The organism is Telluria sp. BA11 (assembly GCF_056680305.1).
Genome location: NZ_CM155275.1, coordinates 4,215,140 through 4,235,686, shown reverse-complemented (window position 1 = coordinate 4,235,686; position 20,547 = coordinate 4,215,140). Strand labels below are relative to the sequence as shown.

Here is a 20,547-nt window from a genome sequence, read left to right as displayed (position 1 = left end):
AATGCGGCGGACAACGTCGTTCAGTTCGACGTGATGTCGGCGTTCTCGCCAGCGCCGCCGGGCTGGCCATCCTTGCCCAGCGAAAGCACTTCGTATTCGGCCCGGGCGCCGGGCGCGCGGTACTGGTACGCATTGCCCCACGGATCGAGCGGCACGGCTTTCTTCAGGTACGGGCCATTCCATTTGACGCCGGCGCTCGGTGGCGCCGTCATCAGGGCCGCCAGGCCTTCTTCGGTGGTCGGATAGCGGCCGACATCGAGCCGGTAGGTGTCCAGCGTTTTATCGAACGCATCGATCTGGGCCTTGGCCGCGGTGACTTCGGATTTGCCGAGCTGGGAAAAATATTTCGGGCCGACATAGGCCGCAAGCAAACCGATGATGACGATCACCACCAGCAATTCCAGCAACGTGAATCCGGCGCTGCGACGCGCGGCGCCCCGTTTCATGGCAAAAAACATCAACCGACTCCTCATGTGCTTCTCGAAAAAAATACCTCTGAACGGTATCACGCGGTATAGCAGAAGGACAACTCTTGTTTTGCGATACCACCCTGCGTCAAAGCTGTAGACCCGAAACAAACAGCACCTTGTTCAATTACCGTTACAAAAACACCACAATTCATACTGACGTCATAAAACCGTAAAACAAAGACTGGTCACTGTACAAACCGAATTTAATTAATCAATTTTGCGAAAACTCAAGATTTTTCCTGTTAAAAATTTTTACATTTTAATTATTTCCATTGATATATTTATTTACAACGCAACAGATAGTTGCACTTTTACCGGTCTTGCCGTATCGCGGCAGGAACCAACCCAACGACAAAGGCACATCATGATTCGGCAAGCACGATTGGCATCACCGACCCTCGGCAGCACCCTTGCAATGTTATGCAGCGCCACGCTTGGCGCTGTCGTCCTGACCACGTCGGCCCAGGCAGCCACCATCGGCTTCGAAAACGGCTATGGGGCTGTCGCGCATGGCGAGACCTACCAGGAGTCGGGCTTCTCGATGCTGTTCGATGCCTACAACCCGCAAGCCGACAGCAGCACCGGCGTCGGCGCCTTTGTCGATGGCAGCGACCCATGGGCCTGCGACATGGCGTGCCCGGTCAATAATTCGAGCATGTACTACGGCGCGTTCAACGATAGTGTCGTCTGGATCACTGCCGAGGACCGCAATCCATTCCGTATGCTCGGCCTGGACGCGAGTTTCATTGGCAATACGACCGAACTTGGCGGCTACCCGGCAATTTCAGGTTTGCTGCGCGTGCAGGGCTTTCGGGCCGACGGCACATCGTCTTTTATCAACCTGGCACTTGATGGTCCATCCAGGGCTGGATTCGAATTCGGCAGCTATGACCTCGACACGTTCTCGCGACTCGAGTTCATGAGAATCGCTCTCTTTGGCTTCGTTTGCGATGCCGCTCGCGAATGCGACTCCTTCAATACCAACCAGGGCCAGTTTGCGATCGATAACCTGAACCTGGAATCAGGCCCGGCCGCCGATGTGCCGGAACCGGCCACCGCCCTGCTGTTCGGCCTCGGCATCGCCGGCCTGGCCGCCAGCGCACGCCGCCGCCGCAACAACAGCCTTGCCATCCGCGCCTGATCCCCACAACGCTTCCCGGGAACGAATCACCATGAAACTCCGTCCACTTTCCGCTGCAGTACTGCTGGTGCTGTCCAGCCTGACGATCACCGTCCAGGCCGACGACGTGCGCCGCCCATACATCATTCAGCTGGCCGACAAGCCGATCGCCGGCTACACCGGCGAGATCGCCGGCATGCCTGCGACCCAGCCGACCGCAGGCAGCCGCCTGAACCTGGAAACCCAGAATGTAGTTCTCTACAACAACTACCTGACCCGCAAGCAGGCCGCCGTGCGCGCCGTCGTCGCCAGCGCACCGGTGCTGCACGAATACAGCGTGGTCCTGAACGGCTTTGCCGCCATGCTGACCGATGCCGAAGTGCGCACCCTGATGGCGCGCACCGACGTGGTCACGGTCTCGCCGGACGTGCCGCGCGAACTGGCCACCACCTACACCCCGACCTTCCTCGGTCTGGATCAACCCGGCGGCCTGTGGTCGCAGCTCGGCGGCCAGGGCGCCGCCGGCGAGGACATCATCATCGGCATCGTCGATGGCGGCATCTGGCCCGAGCATCCATCGTACGCCGACCGTGTCGACGCCAACGGCAAGCCGACCTTCGCCACCAGCGGCTCCATCGTGTACGATGCGCCGCCATCTCGCTGGAAAGGCACGTGCCAGACCGGCGAAGGCTTTACCGCCGCCGATTGCAACAACAAGCTGATCGGCGCCCAGTATTTCGACGCCAGCTACCGCTCGAGCAACCGGGTCAGCCACTGGACCGAATTCAATTCGTCGCCACGCGATTCGATCGGCGGCACCACCGGCGAAGGCGGCCACGGCACCCACACCTCCACCACGGCCGGCGGCAATGCCCGCTCGACCGCGATTGTCGGCGGCGTCGCCATCGGCGAAATGAGCGGCATGGCGCCCCGCGCGCGGATCGCTTCGTACAAGGTCTGCTGGACCTATCTCGATTCGGGCCAGGCCAGTGGCCGACGCAATGCCTGCTTCACTGGCGACAGCGTGGCCGCCATTGAAAAGGCGGTCGTCGATGGCGTGCATGTGATCAACTTCTCGATCAGCGGCGGTGAGTCGATCATCGACCCGGTCGAGCAAGCCTTCTTCAATGCCTCGAACGCCGGCGTGTTCGTTGCTGCCTCGGCCGGCAACAGCGGCCCGGCAAACACGGTCGCCCACATCAGCCCGTGGCAGGCAACCGTTGCCGCCTCGACCCACAACCGCGAACTGCAGGCCACCGTCACCCTTGGCAACGGCCGCAGCTTCCGCGGCGCCTCGATGAACTCGACTGCCGTGGGTCCGGCGCCAATGATCACCGCCGAATCGGCGGCGCTGCCTGGCGCCAATCCGACGCTGGTGGCACGGTGTTACAGCGCCAGCGAAAACGGCGGCCAGGCCGTGCTCGATCCGGCCAAGGTGGCCGGCAAGATCGTCACCTGTACCCGCGGCGGCAATGCGCGCGTCGACAAGAGCCTGGCCGTGAAGGACGCCGGTGGCGTCGGCATGGTGCAGATCGACAACAACACCGGCCTGGTGGCCGAAGTGCATGCAGTCCCGTCGGTGCACGTCAATGCCAACGATGGCGCTGTCATCAAGTCGTATGCCGCAACGTCCGGCGCCACCGCGTCGATCTCGACCTTCGTGATCGGCACGTCGAGCGTGTCGGCACCGATGATGGCCAGCTTCTCGTCGCGCGGCCCGAACCGCTACGACCCCAACGTGCTCAAGCCTGACATGACCGCACCTGGCGTGGACGTCATCGCCGGCGTCTCGCCGAACATGACCGAAGCGCAGCGCGCAGCGCTGCTGACCGGCACGCTCGATCCGGTGCCGGTGGCCTGGGCGTCGTACCAGGGCACGTCGATGTCGAGCCCGCACGTGGCCGGCCTGGCCGCCCTGCTGCGCCAGCAGCATCCGACCTGGTCGCCAGCCATGATCAAATCGGCACTGATGACGACCGCCACCGACACCTTTGCCGATGCGATCCTGTCCGGCGATACGCGAGGGCGTCTGCCGTTCGGCCAGGGCGCAGGCCATGTGGCACCGAACGCTGCGGCCAATCCGGGCCTGGTGTATGACATCACCGAACTCGATTACCGCAAATACATGTGCGGCGCGGGCGTCGCAGCGCAATGTAGTGGCGGTAGCATCGCCGGCTATAACCTGAACCTGCCGTCGATTGCGGTCGGCAATGTTCTGGGCACCGTCACCGTCACCCGCTCGGTCACCAATGTCAGCGACAGCGAATCGACCTACACGCCGACAGTGGCGATCACGGGCTTTACCGCCACGGTCAGCCCGGCATCGCTGACCGTGCCGGCTGGCGAGACGCGCCAGTACACCGTGACGCTGAGCCGCACCAACGCTGCCGAGAATGTGTGGCAGTTCGGTTCGCTGACCTGGTCGGACGGCACCCATCGCGTGCGCAGCCCGATCGTGGCCCGCTCCGGCCGCCTGATCTCGGCGCCTGCCCTCGTGGAAAGCGACCGCGCCAGCGGCGGCAAGTCCCTCACCATCAGCACCGGGTTCGCCGGCAAGATGGGCGTGGCGGCCGGCGGCATGAAGGAAATCAACCGCATTGCCGGCACCGTGGGCACCGCCAATCCGGCGATCTTCAGCACCCGGGAAACGATGCGCCAGGCGTGCCTGGCCAGCGTACCAGGCGTGTTCGTGTCCAAGGTCGTGGTGCCAAGCAACACGATGGCGGCGAAGTTCGAACTGTTCGACCGCGACATCACGGGCGAAGGCACGAACGACCTCGACCTGCTCGTGCTCAACGGTGCGAATGCCGAGGTGGGCTATTCGGGCAATGGCACGTCGGACGAAATGGTCACGCTGACCTCGCCGAGCGCCGGCACCTACACGGTCTGCGCCCTCGGCTACGACACCGTCAACAGCGGCGTGATCGGTTTCGGCCTGCATGCCGGCGTCGTCACCACGGCCGACCGCGCCTACAACTTCAAGGCGCTGGTGCCTGCCCAGGTGTACGTGGGCGGTACGGCAACGGTCACCACCAGCTGGTCGGGTCTGCCAACCGGCAAACGCTTCCTGGGCGCCATCCGCTTGCTTGAACCAAGCGGCGCGGTTGCCTCGACGACGCTGCTGCAGGTGGAAACCAACAGCCCGATTCCACGTGCAGTCTCGGGCGCACGCAAGAAGGACCTGGGCCTGTAAGGCGATGCCGGATCGTTGCAACGCAGCAGCGTTCAACGATCCGGTGGTCTGGTGATAAACGACAAAGCGCGCCTCGGCGCGCTTTGTCATTGCAGGCGCATGAACATGCGCCGATGAACGATCAATTGACCGGGGAACCGGTGCCCAGCTGGCAGGTGCCGGCGACGCAAACCGCGCCCGGATCGGCTTTCAGCATGCAGGTCGACACCATGCCACTGGCCGTGAGTGCGGCCTTGGTCTCGGTGTACGAGCGTTCGGACAGTGCGCGCAGCGCATTGGCGTCGCTTTTTTGCGTGGAGTACGGCAGGTATTCCTGCGGGCCGCCACAGGCCATGGCGCCCACCGGCAGCGTGCGGCATTGTGCGTTGTCGCTGCACGTCGGCGTGCCGATCTGGCGCCGGATGTCGGCCAGCGTAGTGGCCGGCGTATTGGCCGGCGCCGTGCTGATGGAGGTTTCTCCCTTGACCTGGGCGCGGACGGGACCCTGGGCCTGGCTCGTGCAGGCGGCGCAGCTGACGAGCAGCAAAAGTAAGAGTTTGTTCATGGGGCTATCTTCGCGTGCGATCGGCATGCGGTCAAGCGAATTGCGGCTGCCCCGCGCGGCTGGGATTATCTTGCAGCGACGATCAGAGCAGACGCAGCGCCATGCAGCGCGCCACCGCGTGCGCCCGGTTGGCCACGCCAAGCACCCGGTAGCTGCGCTGCAGATGGTTCTTCACTGTCAGCGCGCTGATGCCAAGCTGGCGCGCCACTTCTTCGTTGCTGTGCCCCGCCCGTATGCGGTCGAGCACGGCCAGTTCGCGCCCGCTGAGGGGCCGCACCGGCGCGCTGTCGGCGCCCTGCCCGGCGCTGGTAGCGACCGGCATGCGCAGCAATCCCAGATGCAGATACGGCAGCAGCAACTGCAGAAAATAGACGTGGCGCGCATCCGGCTGCGATGGCATGCCCAGCAGCGCGAATACCGTGCCGGTTGTCCCCGGCTGCGCGCTGCCATGCACGAGCGCGTGGTCCATGCCCGTCGCGCGCAAGACGATGTCATTGGCATCGATCACGGTGGGCATGGCGCGCTCCGCCTGCCAGCGCGTGACCAGCGCCGGCGCTACATCGGCCTTGAGCTGCGCCAGCGCAGCCCGGTCGAGCACGGCGCGGTGCAGGCACTCGACATGGTCGACGGCGCCGCTCGCATCCAGCGTCACGCACAGCATGATCTCGTGTGGCAGCAGCGCCTGAAACGCCCCCTGCGTCCACAGGAACAGCTGGCGCCGCTCGGTGAGTCCGACACCCGACTCGATCGTACGCAGCAGGTATTCCTGCTCCAGCTTGTCGAGGATCGTCATGCTGCCCGCACCAGCGTCGCCAGCGTCGGCAAGCCGGCAGTGAAGCGGTAACCGGCGCCGCGCACGGTCTGGATGCGCTCGCCCTGCCCGTCCGGCCCCAGCGCCTGGCGCAGGCGCCCGACATGGGTGTCGACGGTCCGTTCGTCGAGCACTGCATGACGACCCCAGACACGGTCGAGCAACTGCGGCCGTGAATGCACGCGCTCGGGATGGCGCATCAGGAATGCCAGCAGGCGAAATTCAATGGGGCCGAGCAGGATCGGGCGACCGCCGGCACTTACTTGCAACGTGTCCGGATCGAGGTGCAGGCCACCGTCGCGCAGAGCGGCAGCGCCAGCCGGCGCCAGGCGGCGCAACACGGACTGCGTGCGTGCCAGTAATTCGCGGGGGCTGAATGGCTTGGTGACGTAATCGTCGGCGCCCGATTCCAGCGCCAGCACCTTGTCGGCCTCGGCGCCGCGCTCTGTGAGCATGATCACGCCCATGTCGCGCGTGCTGGCGTGCGCGCGCAGACGGCGCACGAGGGTTTCGCCACTCTGGCCTGGCAACTCCCACTCGATCAGCACCAGATTCGGCAAACCGCGCGCCATGCGTCTCAGTGCGCTTTCCGCATCCGGGCAACACTCGACCAGATAGCCGGCACTGACGAAATTGAGCCTCAATAATTGCTGGACAGCAGGGTCAGGATCGACCGCGAGAATCTGGACTGGCATGGAAGGCATATGTAATGTCTGCGCGACAATACAATGACTATGCCCCAAGGATCAAATGTTTATAAATACAATTTCTTTATCGTATTTATATGTTTATAAAATAAATACAGCGCAGCGGCCTCCAGGGTCGCTGCGCTGTATTTACCTGTAGTGCAGGGTTTAACCGCGCTGTTGCATCCGGCGGGTGGCGACGATCAGCAGCAGGCCGGTGGCCAGCAGCAGCCATTCGCCTGGTTCCGGGACTTCGGCAACCTGGGCCACTTGCGTGAGACCAGGGGCAAGCACTGCCACTGCATCTGGCTCACCAGGCACCAGATCGATAGTGAACAGGTCGGCGTCGGCCCCCAGGAAGCCATCACGCGCATTGTTCAGCAATGCTGCGGAAAACACCGTCCCCAACAGTTCGTTGCCCGACTCGAAGCTCACGTTAAATGCGAATAATCCGCCGAACGTGACAGCCTGGTCGAAAATGCTGAGGAAGCTCGTGTTGCTGAGTGTCACGCCATTCGAAACATCGCCCACAACGTCACCGTCATATAACGGGGTGCCCACGAAGTTGCCACGGAAGTTGCTGACGCTGGCAACGCTCTGCCCCAGATCGCCGCCCCCAATGAAATTCAGGGAAAGAAAGCCCGAGCTTCCCGAGAGGGTCGATGTGTCGATCGAAACCTGGTATTGCGGACCAGCCAGTGCGGCAGGTGCGCCGACCGCGATCGAGAACGCCAGTACGGCGCGAAGAAAGAGAGAGAAAAGATTGTTCATGTCATGTCCTATTTAGAGCGCACCGGAGACCAGCTGCGGCGTGTAAGTGATGCTGCGTTTGGCGGGATTCGTGAAAGTGGTCGTGAACGTGACGGCGGCTCCCGGTGCGATGCTGGGCTGCGGCAGGGTCAGGTAAGGCACGCCATTGCGCACCCCGGTCGCGTTATCCAGTGTGAGTTCGGAAGGCAGGCCCTTCATCACGAAGTGCAGCGGACCGTTCAGGACCGTGGCGCTCATGTTGGTGACCGTTACCTTGCCACTGAATTTTCCTGTCACACGGTTGAGCGTGAAGCCGCCCACACCGATCTTCACGCTGTCCGTAACATCGCTGTACGCCGGCGTCAGGTTCAGGCTCACCACCAGAGGATCGTGATCCGATGCACGGTAGGCATTGTTGCGGTACGGATCCTGCACGGTGTCGTTCAGGTTGTAGTCGATGGTTTCCGGCTCATCCGCATTGCTGTGCCATTCGGCAGCGCCCACCACTTGCGTGGCCAGCGAGCTGCTTGCCAGTGCGTGGTCGAGGTAGCCTGACAGGCCGTCGAACACATACGAGTACGGCATCGCGTTCGGGCGCACGAAACGCTCGAGCAGGTTGACCATGCCGGCCACGCCGGTGAGGTGGTTGATCGGGCTTTCGAAGGCGTAGGCGTTCAGGTCACCAATAACCAGCACGTCCGGGTCGCCAGCGGCCGCGATCACTTGCGGGATGAAGTACGACGTCAGGCGCTGGGCCTGTGCGGTGCGGGTACGATCCCAGCAACCTGCGCCATTGCCCGGATCGGTATCGCCGGCGCCAGCGCCGCTGCAACCGCCCTTGGATTTCAGATGGTTCACGACCACCGAGAACTTGCCCCCGCCATTGCTGGCCATGAAGGTCTGGGCCATCGGCGCACGGTTGTTGACGGCGTTGCCGTCCGACAGCGCGCTGCCCACCAGCGACACGACCGATGGCTTGTAGATCATCGCCACGCGAATCGCATCGGTGCCCAGCGCAACCGGCTGTGGCACGACGGCGTACTTGCCCGGCGCCGTGGCGGCGTTGAGCTGCTCGACCAGGTAGCTGACTGCGATGTCACGGTTGTTCTGGATTTCCATCAGGCCCACGACGTCGGCGTCGAGCGCCGCCAGCGACTTGACGATCTTGTCGCGCTGGCGGACGAATTCGGCCGTGTTGTCGGCACCGCGGCAATTGCCGGCGGACGTCGAGTTGCCGATCGTGCAGCCCTGGCCGGTGCGGCCCCAGGCATCACGCCCGTCGGTGAAGGTCGTGAAGAAGTTGAGCACGTTGGCGCTGCCGACCTTGATGCCAGCTGGCAGGATTGGGGCTGGAGTACGTTCGTTGGTGCGCGCAAAGGTCGGGGCCATGGTCGGCTGCAGCTTGAAGCCGGCGCCGCCACCGCCCAGTGCGCCATAGTCGATCACGCCCGTCAGGTCGGTGACAGTGTCGCCGACGCGCACGGTGCCATCGTCGGCCAGGTACGGAATCACGGTCGGCGCGATAAAGATGCCATCGTCCAGCACGATCTGGTTGGCCTGGTGTTCCTGGTACAGCGCCAGGGCTTCAGGCGAGCCGAGTGGGAAGCGGTTGGTCGGATTTTCGCGGCGGCCATTGGCAAGGATCAGTTCGCCACGGTCACCGACATTGCGGTTGCCATTCACGGTCAATGGCGACGTGAAGCGCACCAGCATGCCTTCGACACTTGCCAGATCGGTATTCGGCAGCACGATATTGGTCGGCGTGACGGCCGGACCGGTACCCAGGCGCTGTACGCCGGTGACGTTGGAAAATTCGGTATAGGTGCGGTTGGCGCCGGTCGGGCGGTATTCGATGATCGTCCCGGTCACGCGCACCAGTTCGCCGATCGGCGCATCGGTCTGCGCGCCAAAGACATACAGGCCATCCGACGTCGACGGGTCGCCATCGCCGGCAGCATCCTGGATGAAGAAGCCGCTGCCGATCTTGGCCGTGATCACGCCTTGCGTGGACTGGACCGTGCCGACATACGGGCTGGCCGCACCCGATCCCTGGATCGCCGGAATGCGCAGTTCACCGGCCACATTGACGTTGATGGAGCAGGTTTCGGCGTCGCCCGCGGCATTGCCGAACTGGACCTGGACCGGATAGCTGCCCGCGGCCAGCGTGTCGGCAATGACGAGCTGCGCCTGGGCACGTCCGCCAACGGCGCCGGCTGCTGCGAAGTCGAGCAGGCTGATGCCGGGACGGGCGCCCGCGATGATGCTGGCGCTGTTGACGATGCTGTCGCCGTCGATGGCCGACAGGACGGTCGACGAACTGCTGCCCTGCGCGACCTGGACTGCCGCCGGGCAGGTCAGCACGATCGGCGGCGCGACCGGACCGCCGCAGGCCTGGATGGCCGAGGCCATGCTGCGTGGGCCGGTCACGGACGCGGCGGCAAAGTCGTCACGGTTGTTGTCGGTATCCTGGCAGCCAAGTGCGGCGCGCTGGATCGAATTGACGGTCGATGGGGCCGGTGCCGGCGCGCCCTCGGCGCGGTTGGCGCTGCCGAAGCCCACCAGGTCGATCAGGTTCGTGCCATCGCCCGCAGGCATCTGCGTCGCAATACCGGACAGCGCGACCTTGCCGCCGCCTGCCGCCATGTCGAAGCTGGCGCTGGTAACGTCGCCCGTGCCTACTGGCATGGCGTTGGCCTGGGTGCCGGTGCGGCCGACCATCAGGAAATACTGACCAGGCTTGAGTTCCACGGGCGGCAAACGCGTGACCGAACCCCAGTTAGTGCCGCTCGCGGACTGGTATTGCAAGCTCATGCCATCCAGACTGACCGGCGAGGAACTGCGATTGAACAGCTCGACGAAGTCGTGGCTCCACTGACCGCCGGCATTGTTCGAATGAGCGTACAGCTGGCTGATCACAACGTCGCCTGGAGCAGCCGAGGCTGTCGCAGCAAAGCCCGCGATCAAGGTCGCCAGCAGCGTGCGCCGTGGCATGAAGGATGCAAAGGTGGTCATGGATTCCCTGTTGGTTGTCGTGCAAGACATGCTTGCGGCATTCATTAACAAAAATCATAGTAAATGCGCAAATTGACAACATGATGACGCTGCATTAGACCGAAGGAACTAATCTTCAGCATGCATACAACACAATTGGAAATTACCGTGTCAGGACGGTCGTCGCCCCACGGTGACCGGGAATCCGGTCCAACGACATGGTACCGGTATCGGGATAGCTGACCGGATGTCGGGCAAAGCCGGTCGACGACTTTTAGACGGACGGGCGAAGCGCCGCCAGCGTGCCGCAGGCAGAATTCGTCGGTGTGGGAAGAGCGTAGACCTGGCCAGGGTTGGGCAGGCAATACAGGCATCGGTGATGCAGTGAAGCAGTGACGCAGTGACGCAGTGACGCGTAGCGCCACTGCCGCTGATACGCGGTCGGTCAATACAACCGATCGCGTATCAGCGTGGAGCGGCCTGAAGAATCAGGCCCGCTTGTAGATATCTTCGAAGCGGACGATATCGTCCTCACCCAGATAGCTGCCGGATTGCACTTCAATGATGTGCAGCGGCAGTTTGCCCGGGTTTTCCAGACGGTGGTTCATGCCGATCGGGATGTATGTCGATTCGTTCTCGGACAGCAGGCTGACCGTATCGCCGCACGTCACGCGCGCCGTGCCCGACACCACGACCCAATGCTCGGCGCGATGGTGGTGCATCTGCAGCGACAGTTTCTCGCCCGGCTTGACCGTGATGCGCTTGACCTGGAAACGGTCGCCCGCATCGATGCCTTCGTAGTGGCCCCACGGACGGTACACTTTGGTGTGGTGCAAGTGCTCGGTGCGCTCTTTCGATTTCAGGTGTTCGACCACCTGCTTGACGCGCTGCACCTGGCTCTTGCTCGTGACCAGCACGGCATCCTGCGTTTCGACGACAACGATGTCTTCGAGACCGACGACCGCCACGATGCGGCTTTCGGCGCGCACCAGCGAGTTCTTCACGCCATCCAGGTACACGTCACCGCGCTGGGCATTGCCGTTCGTATCTTTCGGCTGGGTTTCCCACAGGGCCGACCACGAACCGACGTCATTCCAGCCGATGTCGGCCGGCACGACTGCCGCGTCGCGCGTGTGCTCCATGACCGCGTAGTCGATCGAATCGGACGGGCACGCCGAGAAGGCGGTTTCGTCGAGACGGCAAAAATCGAGGTCGCGGTAAGCAGCATGCATGGCCTGGTCGGCAGCGGCGGCGATGGCCGGCGCATGCTCTTCCAGTTCTTTCAGGTAACGGGCGGCGCCAAACATGAACATGCCGCTGTTCCAGTAATACGTGCCTTCGGCAACAAAGCCTTCGGCGGTGGCGGCATCCGGCTTCTCGACAAAGCGCGCCACGTTGTAGCAATCGCTGCAATCGGCCACCGGTTCGCCGCGGCGGATATAGCCGTAGCCGGTTTCCGGGGTCTTCGGCACGATGCCGAAGGTGGCCAGCTTGCCAGCGGCGACCAGGCGCGTCGCGCGCTCGACCGCTTCACGGAAGGCGGCAACGTTTTCGATGACGTGGTCGGCTGGCAGCACCAGCATGACGGCTTCCGGATCGATCTGTTGCAGATGATGCGCAGCCGCCGCCACGGCTGGCGCCGTATTGCGACCAACCGGCTCGAGCAGGATGCCCAGCGGCGTGATGCCCACTTCGCGCAATTGCTCTGCCACCATGAAACGGTGGTCATTGCCGCATACCACCAGAGGAGCCATCAATCCAGGCCAGTTCGTCACGCGCAAGGCAGTGTCCTGCAGCATGGTTTTGTCGGCAACCAGTGGCAGCAACTGCTTTGGCAGAACGGCACGCGACAGGGGCCAGAGGCGGGTCCCGGCGCCGCCGGAAAGGATGACTGGATAGATTTTCATGCGCTGACTTTCTCTTTCTTTGACTCGTTGGTATCTGGGGTGTCCTTGCGGCGCGAAGTGCGGCGATCGCGCGCATTGAGCCACTCTTCGGAAGAATACTCGGAAGTGTGCTTCATCTCGCCATTTCGGTCGACACTGTATTCCTTGAATACAATCATTTCATTCAATGTTACATCATGCAATACCCGGGTGTATTCAAACAAGACGCTGCGAACGACTTCGGCGCCTTCGCAGATGTGGCTGCCGTGGCCGATCCAGGTCGGGCCCACGATGCGCGTACCCGCCTCGACTTTGCAGCCCGAGCCGATGTACACCGGGCCCTCGATCGTCGTGCCTTCCCAGTCGATGCTGGTATTCAAGCCAACCCAGACGCCCGGCTTGATCTGGATGCCCGGCACGTGCATGTGGTTCACTTCGCCGGTCAGCACCGTCTGCAGCACTTCCCAGTAGTCACTCATGGTGCCGATGTCGAGCCAGTTGAACGGCCGGCCCTGCGCATAGAACGGCAGGCCGCGCTCGGCCAGCAGCGGGAACAGATCAGAGCCGATGTCGAACGAGACGCCCGACGGGATCAGGTCGATGACTTCTGGTTCGAAGATATAGATACCGGTCGAAATGAAGTTGGACTTGGCGTCGGCTTCGGCTGGCTTTTCCTGGAATTCCTGGATGCGGCCTTCTTCATCGGTCACGACCACGCCGTACGACGAGACTTTGTCCCATGGCACTTCCTTGGTGATGACGGTGGCCATCGCGCCCTTGCGGCGGTGTTCCATCAGGGCTGCCTTCAGATCGAGGTCGATCAGCGCGTCGCCACACAGCACAACCGTGGTGTCGTCGAAGAAACCACCGAATTCCTGAATTTTCTTCATGCCGCCGGCCGAGCCGATCGGCATCGGCACGACTTCGCCGTCGTCCTTCGTGTAACCCTCGAACGAGTAGCCGATCTGGACGCCGAACTGCTCGCCTTCGCCGAAGTACTCTTCGATTTTTTCATGCAGCCAGCTGACGTTGACCATGATTTCAGACACCCCGTTTTTTCGGAGGTGGTCCACCAGGTAGGCCATCACAGGCCGGCCCAGCAGCGGGATCATCGGTTTTGGCAGATCGTAGGTGAGTGGACGTACGCGCGTCCCTTTGCCTGCGGCGAGAATCATGGCTTTCATTCGATGTTCCTTTGAATTATTTGGCAGTGGTTTGGTAGCGCCATACATCGGCGCACATTTGAGCGACATCGCGTTCGGCGGTCCAGCCGAGTTCATCGCGTGCCTTGGCCGGGTCGGCGTAGCATTTCGCCACGTCACCTGGGCGGCGGTCGACGATCTGGTAGGCGACCGTGCGGCCACTGGCCGCTTCGAATGCGCGAATCATTTCCAGGACGCTGTTGCCGCGCCCTGTACCAAGGTTGTAGGCAACGATGCCCGGCCCCTTGGCCAGGCGGTCCAGCGTCTTGACGTGGCCGATGGCCAGGTCGACGACGTGGATGTAGTCACGCTGGCCGGTGCCGTCGGGCGTGTTGTAATCGCCCCCGAAGACCGACAGTTTCTCGCGCTGGCCATTGGCAACCTGGGCAATATAGGGCACCAGGTTGTTTGGAATGCCGCTTGGCTCTTCGCCGATCAGGCCGCTCTCATGGGCGCCCACCGGATTGAAATAGCGCAGCAGCGCAATGCGCCAGTCGGGCTGGGCCTTGGCCAGGTCTTGCAGGATCTCTTCGATCATCAGCTTGCTGCGGCCGTACGGGTTCGTGGCCGAGAGCGGGAAGTCTTCGCGGATTGGCACCGAGGCCGGGTCGCCATACACGGTGGCCGACGACGAAAACACGAGCGACTTGCAACCGAACTTGGCCATCGTTTCAAACAGCACGACGCTGCCCGAGACATTGTTGTCGTAGTAGCGCAGCGGCTCAGCCACGGATTCCCCTACCGCCTTCAGGCCGGCGAAGTGGATGACAGCTTCCGGCTTGTGCTCGGCGAACGCCGCTTCCATCGCCGCGCGATCGCGGATGTCCGCTTCGACAAAGGCGAATGGTTTGCCGCTGATGCGCTGCACGCGGTCGCGTACCGACAGTTGGGCATTGGACAGGTTGTCGAGCACCACCACGTCGTGCCCTGCGCTTTGCAGTTCAACGACCGTGTGCGAACCGATGTAACCGATGCCGCCAGTAACGAGAATCTTCATGTGTTTGCTCTCTGCCTTCACTTTTTGTGATCGATTGTGTGCAATAGCCGTGATGCTTCCAGCCAGTGCTTGATGCCAGTTACTGCTGTTTATTGCTGTTCTCTGCTGGTGCGCGCGTTCTCGGAACGTGGCAACCATTGTGCTTCAAACAACGGGACCGGCGCGATAGCCGGTTGCCGCGGTTGCGGCGCACCATGCCTAGAATACATCTGCCCGACCCGCGCACGATATCTTCGTGAGTGCCCAGCGAGAATTCGTGCCTGCCCGCCCCTTGCACGTGCCCGGCGCCGCAGTACGGATCGAGGTCACTGGATGAGGCTGGACCAAGTAAAAGAGGCGCCGCAACCTGGTTCGGGATGTCCCGCGGATAAAGCTTATCTATTTTACAATGCATTAACCGATTCTGTGCGCACGCACGCGTGTGCACGGGCAACACTCGTTCCTGTGCTCAAGATTGCACTGCAACATGAAGTTCAGAACGCGCCCTGCTCCCGGGGATCCGCAACGATATACCGTTCGTCAAGCAATCCGCGGGTGCAGCGAGGTGCAGAGAGGTGCAGCGACCAAGCGCGTGCGCGGTGTGCCTTTGCTGCGGGCAGTGCGCTACTTTTCGTCGATGAACGTGATGGAAAACTTGCACTCCACCGGCACGGCAGACGACACGGTCGAGATCCGCAAGACGTCGCACGGCACCTTGGACTGGTACGTGGCCGAGTACCATCCGAGCGGCGGATTTTCGGCGCCGCGCACCAGTTCGAGGTGCAGGTCCTCGCCGCTGGCCTGCATCTGCAGCACGAAGCGGCGGCCCCTTACCGCCAGGCCATTGCTGGTCAGGCGCACGTCCAGCCCGGGTGCGAAGTGCCAGAACAACTCGACCTTGTGCGGCTTCTTGCCGGACACCTCGTCGCGCACGGTCAGCGTGTTGCTGGCGCTCTCGAAGCGGACACTGCGTACATGGCGAACCGGATCGGGCAGACGCGCATAGCCGTCGTGCGAACCGCGGAAATCGAATTCGTGGGGCGAAGCCGGCATGCGCTCGATGCTGGCGACGGCCTTGCGCAGCCACATGAAACGCCCACCCGAAACCGATTGGTCAACACCGTCGATGCGCACCGTGTTGTGGCTGGACGTGCCGCGAAAATAATCACGCCATTTGTCGTCCTGGCCGTATGAATAGGTGCCGGGATCGACCAGGCACGGTTCACCCGCGACCGACAGAGCCAGCGCCAGCGCATCGGCGTGACCGTGGGCAGCCACGCCCAGGTAGCCCAGTGGACCGCAGTCGAGCAAGCCCTTGATTTCGTCGGCTTCGCCAAAGCGATTGCCGAACAGCAGGTAGCCGCCATCGGGAAAGGCCCAGCCCGTATCGACCTCGTGCGGATCGCAATCGGGCCGCCCGCCCGGCAGCGTGTGCAGCAGCCAGCGCACGCCCGGGTGGCTGTCGGCATGGCCGCCAAATACCGTGTCGCCCAGCGCCAGCAACTGCGCGGCGCGGTCCATGCCCGAGGCGTCCAGGCGGAATACGCAGCCATCGTCGGCGTCGCCCACGGCGGGCACATTGCCACCGACGTCGCGTACCGAGCGCAAGAAGCGCAGTGCGCGCTGCAGGCTGCCCCAGTACGCGCGCGAAAACGGTCGCAGGCTGTGGCCGCCGGTCTGGGCCAGCAAGCCGGCCACGAACAAAAATTCGCAGACGAACAGGTGGTAGCCAAAGGCCTGCTCGCGGTTGACACCATCGCGCGAGAATTGCGCCTGAGCTTCCACTTCCAGCTCGTTCTGCGCCAGCGTCTGCCAATCGCGCGATTCTTTCCAGCACGGCCAGGTGACAGCGCCCATGTACAGGCCGGCCAGTTCACCGATCAAGTGGTTATTGGCTGACGAATGGCGCGACAGATGGCGTGCGATCGTGCGGCAGTGGGCGTGAATGCTGCCGAGCCAGTCCGCGCGCAGGCGCTGCCCGGCATCGCCCTCGAACAGCGCGCTGCGGTCGCCGCCGATCAATTGCCAGATCAGACTCCAGTTGATCAGCCGGATGCCCAGCTCCCGCGAACTGGTCCAGTTGGGGCCGGTCAGCGGTGGGCACTGCTCAAGCCAGCTGCGCAGGTTTTGTTCAAGCGCATCCATCCAGCGCGCATCGCGCGTGAGCGTCCAGGCCTGTGCCAGACGCACGAGGTGCAAGTGACGATTCAGTTCCCAGACATGCTTGATGTCGCCCACCAGTTCGCGGTCGGTAATGGCGAGGTCGCCCCGGTACACGGCCGGCGCGGTCACACCGGTGTCGGGGTCGCGGTTCCATGCGGTCGGTACACCCACGTCAAAGCGCCCATCGGCAAACAGCACGACGTGCCCTGCGCAGATGCGCTCGGCGTCGAGCAGCAGCGCCTCGACCTCGCCGGGGTCGAGCTCGGGCGCACCGCGCACGCCTAAATTGAGTGTCGGCACGGCCGGCGGCGCCGACCGTGCCAGCGCCAACTGCGTGCGGCCCGCCAGGCTCCGCCCTAGCCGGATCGCAGTGGCCTGCTGGACCCGGTACCCCATCTCAGCCACCGACATGCAGCGCAAGCGGTTGACCAGCCACACCATGTTTGTTCCGTTCATTGCGCTTCCTTCATGCAGAATTCTGCCTCGTCAACCGATTGCCATCCGCCGCCAGGCGTCCTTGGATCGCAGCGCACCTCCGGTGTAGGGGCGATGAACGCCGCACCCTCGCGCTCAAGCACTTGGTAAAGGCACAATTTTTCCGATAATACATTCATCTGTGTCGGGAGCTACGCACGATTCGGGGTGCGTCGTTGAGGAAGACAAACTTGCCAGGATGGTGCAAAGTCGGACAGTTTTCACTTGGCATGAGAATGCCGCGGCCGTGCCGTCAATCGAAGGTATAGGGGTGCAAACAAGGTCGTACCCGGCGTCATCACCGATGGCAAGTTGGCTAACAACAACAAGATAGTCGGTGCAATAGCGGGTCAACATCTGGCGTGATCAGGCGACTGGCATAGGCGCTGATGCACCGGAAGTGTCCTGGAACATCAGCGCGTCGGGCAGTACAGGCGGGCGACTGGCGTACGCCACCGCCCCACTGTCAGTCAGCGTTGCGCTTGCTTGGCGAGCGAACGAACGCGAGGATTACCAGTCCAAATAATGCGCTCAGCACTGCCGTGCCTTCGCGCCCCATGCCGGCGGAAACGCCGATGGCAGCCGTCATCCATACACTGGCGGCAGTGGTCAACCCCTTGATATCGTTCTGATCGCGCTGCTTGAGAATCGCGCCAGCGCCAAGGAAACCAATACCAGCCGTGACACCCTGCAACACGCGTGACAAATCCTGGATCGTCATGCCAGCCTGCAATGGAATCAGGACGAACAACGCCGAGCCAACCGAGACCAGCATGTGTGTGCGCAACCCGGCCGAAGCCCCTTTCGTTTCGCGCTCATAACCAAGCAAACCACCCAGCACCGCCGCCACCAGCAGACGCACGACAATGATCGTCACATCTTCGGCATCGCCCAGATCGGAAAATTCGTGTTGAATCGTCTCCCAGCTTTCTGTCCACCACGCTTGCATGCCTCTATCCTTGATCAATATTTTTCAAGGAAATGATGCCATCCATGCAAGAAGTGTGTCGCCACGCTGGCCCTGTCGGGCTGGTGGCAACGTCGAAGTAGAGGCGAAGGCAATGGACGTTTAGAACCAGCTTTCGCGCACGACGATCACGTCATCGACCTGGACGATGTCGCTGGCACGGGCGTCCAGGGAGATTGGCTGGCCGCCGGCGGCCTTGCGCGTGATGCGGATGCCATTGCTGCTGCCGCGCGGACTCAAGCCGCCGCCAGCCGACAAGGCTTGCTGGACCGTCATGCCGCGCTCGAGCCGGAATGGTCCCGGGCGACTGACTTCGCCGGTGATATACGCCCGTGGCGCGCGTTCGACAAAGATGATGTCGCCGCCGGCCACTTCCACATCCCTGTCGAGTTCTCCTGTGCGCACCATGTCGACCACATCGATGGTCTCGCGCAGCGTCTTTCCATCGCGCGTGCGCACCAGGCTGATCATGTCGCCGCCCTCGCTATGAATGCCGCCCGCCAGCGCCAGCATGTCGAGCACACGGCGGCGCCCGTCCACCGGATAGCGCCCGGGCCGATTTACATGGCCCAGCACCGAAATCTGCTGGCTCGCCAGGGTCGTCACCAGCATATTGACCTGGGCCTGCTTCAGGTAACCACCCTTTTCGAGCAGGCTTGCGATGGTCTTCTCGGCCGTCGCCACCGGCATGCCGCCGACGGCCACCTGCCCCAGCCACGGAAACGTGAGATGGCCGCTTTCACTGACGCGGGTCTCGATTGACAGGTCGGGACTGCCATACACCGACAGCTTGACCACGTCCCCCGGCCCCAGCAGCACTTCTGCCGCGCCAGCTGTGCCCATACCCATGCCCATGCCAAGCATCAACGCCAGGCCTGCGATCCATATGACAACACGCTTCATGATTCCTCCAGCATCGGTGATCGTTGCAACGGGGCCACCAGCACATGCCCGACATGCCATTCGATGTGTCAGCAACCCATCGGTTCCGCCGAAAAGCCGCTGGCCTGATTGCGTTAGCGCCAGCGCAACCAATGCGCGTTTTCTCGCAAAAAAAACCATCAACATCACGTCAACAGAATCGTCATCAGAACAACACATTGGCGCTGACCTGCGCCACGTTCGCATCGAACTTGCCAGTGCCGAGCCCCGAGGCGGTGCGCGCCTGGTGGACCACCGTGGCAACGACCTTCACCTTGGGCCGGGCCTGCCACACGGCGCGCACGCTGGCCGACCGGATCGCGTCACGCAGCGCGTCGGCGCCGGCAAAGTCACCCCGCGCCGTGTAGTTGCGCCGCTCGTACGTCGCATCGGCCTCGAACGCCAGCCTGGCGCTGGCCGCCCAGTTAATGCCAATGCTGACGCCCTTGTTGAGCGTGTAACTGACAAACGGGCTTTCAATGGGCGCGAACTCGCGCCACACGCCCGCCTGATAGCTGACCTCGCCGCGCGGCGTATAAAACGCATTGATGCGGCCGTTGACGCCGCTCGTGACGCCTTCGCCATACGACGGCTGCTCGCGCCGCACGTAGCCGGCCAGGCCCTGCACCGTGGTCGAGCCGGTGGCGAGCCAGTTCACGCGCAGCTTGAGTTCGTCCTGCGTGAAATCGTCTGTCAGCATCGTAGCGATGGCCGGTCGCCGGTACGGATATCTGCCCTTGACGCGGCGTGCGACCAGGCCCAGTGCGCTGCCGCCTCTCGGCTGGTACAGCAGTTCGGTTTCAAATGCCTTTTCGGTGCGGTTGTTGAAGCGCTGGATCGCCAGGTCGTAGCTTGCCTTGTCGCGCTCGGCGCCTGCGCGCAGTTTCCAGCTCGGGTGCAGCTGCCAGCCGGCATCGAATGCCTGGCGACGCTGCTGGCGCAGGTTGCGCTGGTCGCTGTTGAAGTCGGTGTACGGCGCGAGTGTGCGGATATCCAGCACCTCGACACGGCCGTCGAACTGGGTGCCGATGTGCCAGAACCACGTCGCTTGCAGGTCGTGGCCGGTGTAGTCGAGCTGCCTGAAGCGATCGAACGCATTCTTCGACACTTTGGCGGTGGCTGCGATACGCTGGCGGCTGATGTGTTGGTCGAGCGCCACACCCGCTTCGAACGTGCGGTAGCTGTCGCTGCGCCCGCCGGCGAACGCGGGCGCCCCATCGGCCTGGCGCAGGAGGTTGTCGTCGTGGGCCCAGCCGATGCTGGCGAGCAGTTGTAGGCCTTCAGCTGGCGCCGTGGACGCCGCGCCTGCAGGAAAGCACCAGAGGGCACCGGCGCACAGCGCGACCGGAGAAAGGCGATGCAACGCTGAAGGGGCTGGCATGGTCGTCGTCTT

At 62.9% G+C, this 20,547-nt stretch carries 15 protein-coding genes; 2 read left to right on the top strand and 13 right to left on the bottom strand.

Going from position 1 to position 20,547, the window contains the following annotated elements; translation table 11 throughout:
• Positions 1-20 precede the first annotated feature (20 nt).
• Positions 21-458: a type II secretion system major pseudopilin GspG gene (gene gspG, locus AC1MGT_RS18605; protein ID WP_258836125.1), complete on the bottom strand. Its 438-nt coding sequence runs from the start codon at positions 456-458 to the stop codon at positions 21-23.
• 427 nt (positions 459-885) lie between these two features.
• Between gspG and AC1MGT_RS18600 the strand changes: the two genes are divergently transcribed.
• Together AC1MGT_RS18600 and AC1MGT_RS18595 are read left to right on the top strand one after the other, a co-directional pair.
• Entirely contained in the window at positions 886-1,611 is a 726-nt protein-coding gene (locus AC1MGT_RS18600; RefSeq protein ID WP_499501512.1) for an NF038120 family PEP-CTERM protein, read from the top strand.
• A gap of 31 nt (positions 1,612-1,642) precedes the next feature.
• Positions 1,643-4,783 (top strand): S8 family serine peptidase, encoded by a 3,141-nt coding sequence (locus AC1MGT_RS18595; protein WP_499501511.1) that lies wholly within the window; start codon positions 1,643-1,645, stop codon positions 4,781-4,783.
• Between the two features lie 121 nt (positions 4,784-4,904).
• Here AC1MGT_RS18595 and AC1MGT_RS18590 read toward each other — a convergent pair whose 3' ends face one another.
• The 12 genes from AC1MGT_RS18590 to epsL all read right to left on the bottom strand — a co-directional run bounded on the left by AC1MGT_RS18590 (position 4,905) and on the right by epsL (position 20,535).
• On the bottom strand, positions 4,905-5,327 hold the full coding sequence (locus AC1MGT_RS18590; protein WP_499501510.1) for a hypothetical protein: 423 nt from the start codon (positions 5,325-5,327) through the stop codon (positions 4,905-4,907).
• 82 nt (positions 5,328-5,409) lie between these two features.
• Entirely contained in the window at positions 5,410-6,120 is a 711-nt protein-coding gene (locus AC1MGT_RS18585; RefSeq protein ID WP_499501509.1) for a LuxR C-terminal-related transcriptional regulator, read from the bottom strand.
• A complete protein-coding gene (locus tag AC1MGT_RS18580) occupies positions 6,117-6,833 on the bottom strand; it encodes a winged helix-turn-helix domain-containing protein (RefSeq protein ID WP_499504318.1) in 717 nt (238 codons plus the stop codon). The genes AC1MGT_RS18585 and AC1MGT_RS18580 overlap by 4 nt, the downstream gene beginning before the upstream one ends.
• A gap of 159 nt (positions 6,834-6,992) precedes the next feature.
• Complete coding sequence (locus tag AC1MGT_RS18575; RefSeq protein ID WP_499501508.1) at positions 6,993-7,595, bottom strand: NF038129 family PEP-CTERM protein; 603 nt, start codon at positions 7,593-7,595, stop codon at positions 6,993-6,995.
• 12 nt (positions 7,596-7,607) lie between these two features.
• On the bottom strand, positions 7,608-10,586 hold the full coding sequence (locus tag AC1MGT_RS18570; protein WP_499501507.1) for an ExeM/NucH family extracellular endonuclease: 2,979 nt from the start codon (positions 10,584-10,586) through the stop codon (positions 7,608-7,610).
• A gap of 467 nt (positions 10,587-11,053) precedes the next feature.
• Positions 11,054-12,472, bottom strand: coding sequence for a mannose-1-phosphate guanylyltransferase/mannose-6-phosphate isomerase (locus tag AC1MGT_RS18565; protein ID WP_332533417.1), 1,419 nt, complete (start codon positions 12,470-12,472; stop codon positions 11,054-11,056).
• Positions 12,469-13,635: a nucleotidyltransferase family protein gene (locus AC1MGT_RS18560; protein ID WP_332533416.1), complete on the bottom strand. Its 1,167-nt coding sequence runs from the start codon at positions 13,633-13,635 to the stop codon at positions 12,469-12,471. Before AC1MGT_RS18560 ends, AC1MGT_RS18565 begins: the two co-directional genes overlap by 4 nt.
• A 16-nt stretch (positions 13,636-13,651) precedes the next feature.
• On the bottom strand, positions 13,652-14,650 hold the full coding sequence (galE, locus tag AC1MGT_RS18555) for a UDP-glucose 4-epimerase GalE (protein WP_499501506.1): 999 nt from the start codon (positions 14,648-14,650) through the stop codon (positions 13,652-13,654).
• 603 nt (positions 14,651-15,253) lie between these two features.
• Complete coding sequence (locus AC1MGT_RS18550) at positions 15,254-17,248, bottom strand: heparinase II/III family protein (RefSeq protein WP_499501505.1); 1,995 nt, start codon at positions 17,246-17,248, stop codon at positions 15,254-15,256.
• Between the two features lie 484 nt (positions 17,249-17,732).
• Positions 17,733-18,215: an MgtC/SapB family protein gene (locus AC1MGT_RS18545; RefSeq protein ID WP_499501504.1), complete on the bottom strand. Its 483-nt coding sequence runs from the start codon at positions 18,213-18,215 to the stop codon at positions 17,733-17,735.
• Between the two features lie 120 nt (positions 18,216-18,335).
• Positions 18,336-19,136, bottom strand: coding sequence for a polysaccharide export protein EpsE (gene epsE, locus AC1MGT_RS18540; protein WP_499501503.1), 801 nt, complete (start codon positions 19,134-19,136; stop codon positions 18,336-18,338).
• A gap of 184 nt (positions 19,137-19,320) precedes the next feature.
• Positions 19,321-20,535, bottom strand: coding sequence for an XrtB/PEP-CTERM-associated polysaccharide biosynthesis outer membrane protein EpsL (gene epsL, locus AC1MGT_RS18535; protein WP_499501502.1), 1,215 nt, complete (start codon positions 20,533-20,535; stop codon positions 19,321-19,323).
• Between the last annotated feature and the right edge of the window lie 12 nt (positions 20,536-20,547).

Bases quoted from the DNA above. Each gene is read 5' to 3' on its own strand.
- gspG (WP_258836125.1), bottom strand. From the start codon at position 458: ATGTTTTTTGCCATGAAACGGGGCGCCGCGCGTCGCAGCGCCGGATTC.
- AC1MGT_RS18600 (WP_499501512.1), top strand. From the start codon at position 886: ATGTTATGCAGCGCCACGCTTGGCGCTGTCGTCCTGACCACGTCGGCC.
- AC1MGT_RS18595 (WP_499501511.1), top strand. From the start codon at position 1,643: ATGAAACTCCGTCCACTTTCCGCTGCAGTACTGCTGGTGCTGTCCAGC.
- AC1MGT_RS18590 (WP_499501510.1), bottom strand. From the start codon at position 5,327: ATGAACAAACTCTTACTTTTGCTGCTCGTCAGCTGCGCCGCCTGCACG.
- AC1MGT_RS18585 (WP_499501509.1), bottom strand. From the start codon at position 6,120: ATGACGATCCTCGACAAGCTGGAGCAGGAATACCTGCTGCGTACGATC.
- AC1MGT_RS18580 (WP_499504318.1), bottom strand. From the start codon at position 6,833: ATGCCAGTCCAGATTCTCGCGGTCGATCCTGACCCTGCTGTCCAGCAA.
- AC1MGT_RS18575 (WP_499501508.1), bottom strand. From the start codon at position 7,595: ATGAACAATCTTTTCTCTCTCTTTCTTCGCGCCGTACTGGCGTTCTCG.
- AC1MGT_RS18570 (WP_499501507.1), bottom strand. From the start codon at position 10,586: ATGACCACCTTTGCATCCTTCATGCCACGGCGCACGCTGCTGGCGACC.
- AC1MGT_RS18565 (WP_332533417.1), bottom strand. From the start codon at position 12,472: ATGAAAATCTATCCAGTCATCCTTTCCGGCGGCGCCGGGACCCGCCTC.
- AC1MGT_RS18560 (WP_332533416.1), bottom strand. From the start codon at position 13,635: ATGAAAGCCATGATTCTCGCCGCAGGCAAAGGGACGCGCGTACGTCCA.
- galE (WP_499501506.1), bottom strand. From the start codon at position 14,650: ATGAAGATTCTCGTTACTGGCGGCATCGGTTACATCGGTTCGCACACG.
- AC1MGT_RS18550 (WP_499501505.1), bottom strand. From the start codon at position 17,248: ATGAACGGAACAAACATGGTGTGGCTGGTCAACCGCTTGCGCTGCATG.
- AC1MGT_RS18545 (WP_499501504.1), bottom strand. From the start codon at position 18,215: ATGCAAGCGTGGTGGACAGAAAGCTGGGAGACGATTCAACACGAATTT.
- epsE (WP_499501503.1), bottom strand. From the start codon at position 19,136: ATGAAGCGTGTTGTCATATGGATCGCAGGCCTGGCGTTGATGCTTGGC.
- epsL (WP_499501502.1), bottom strand. From the start codon at position 20,535: ATGCCAGCCCCTTCAGCGTTGCATCGCCTTTCTCCGGTCGCGCTGTGC.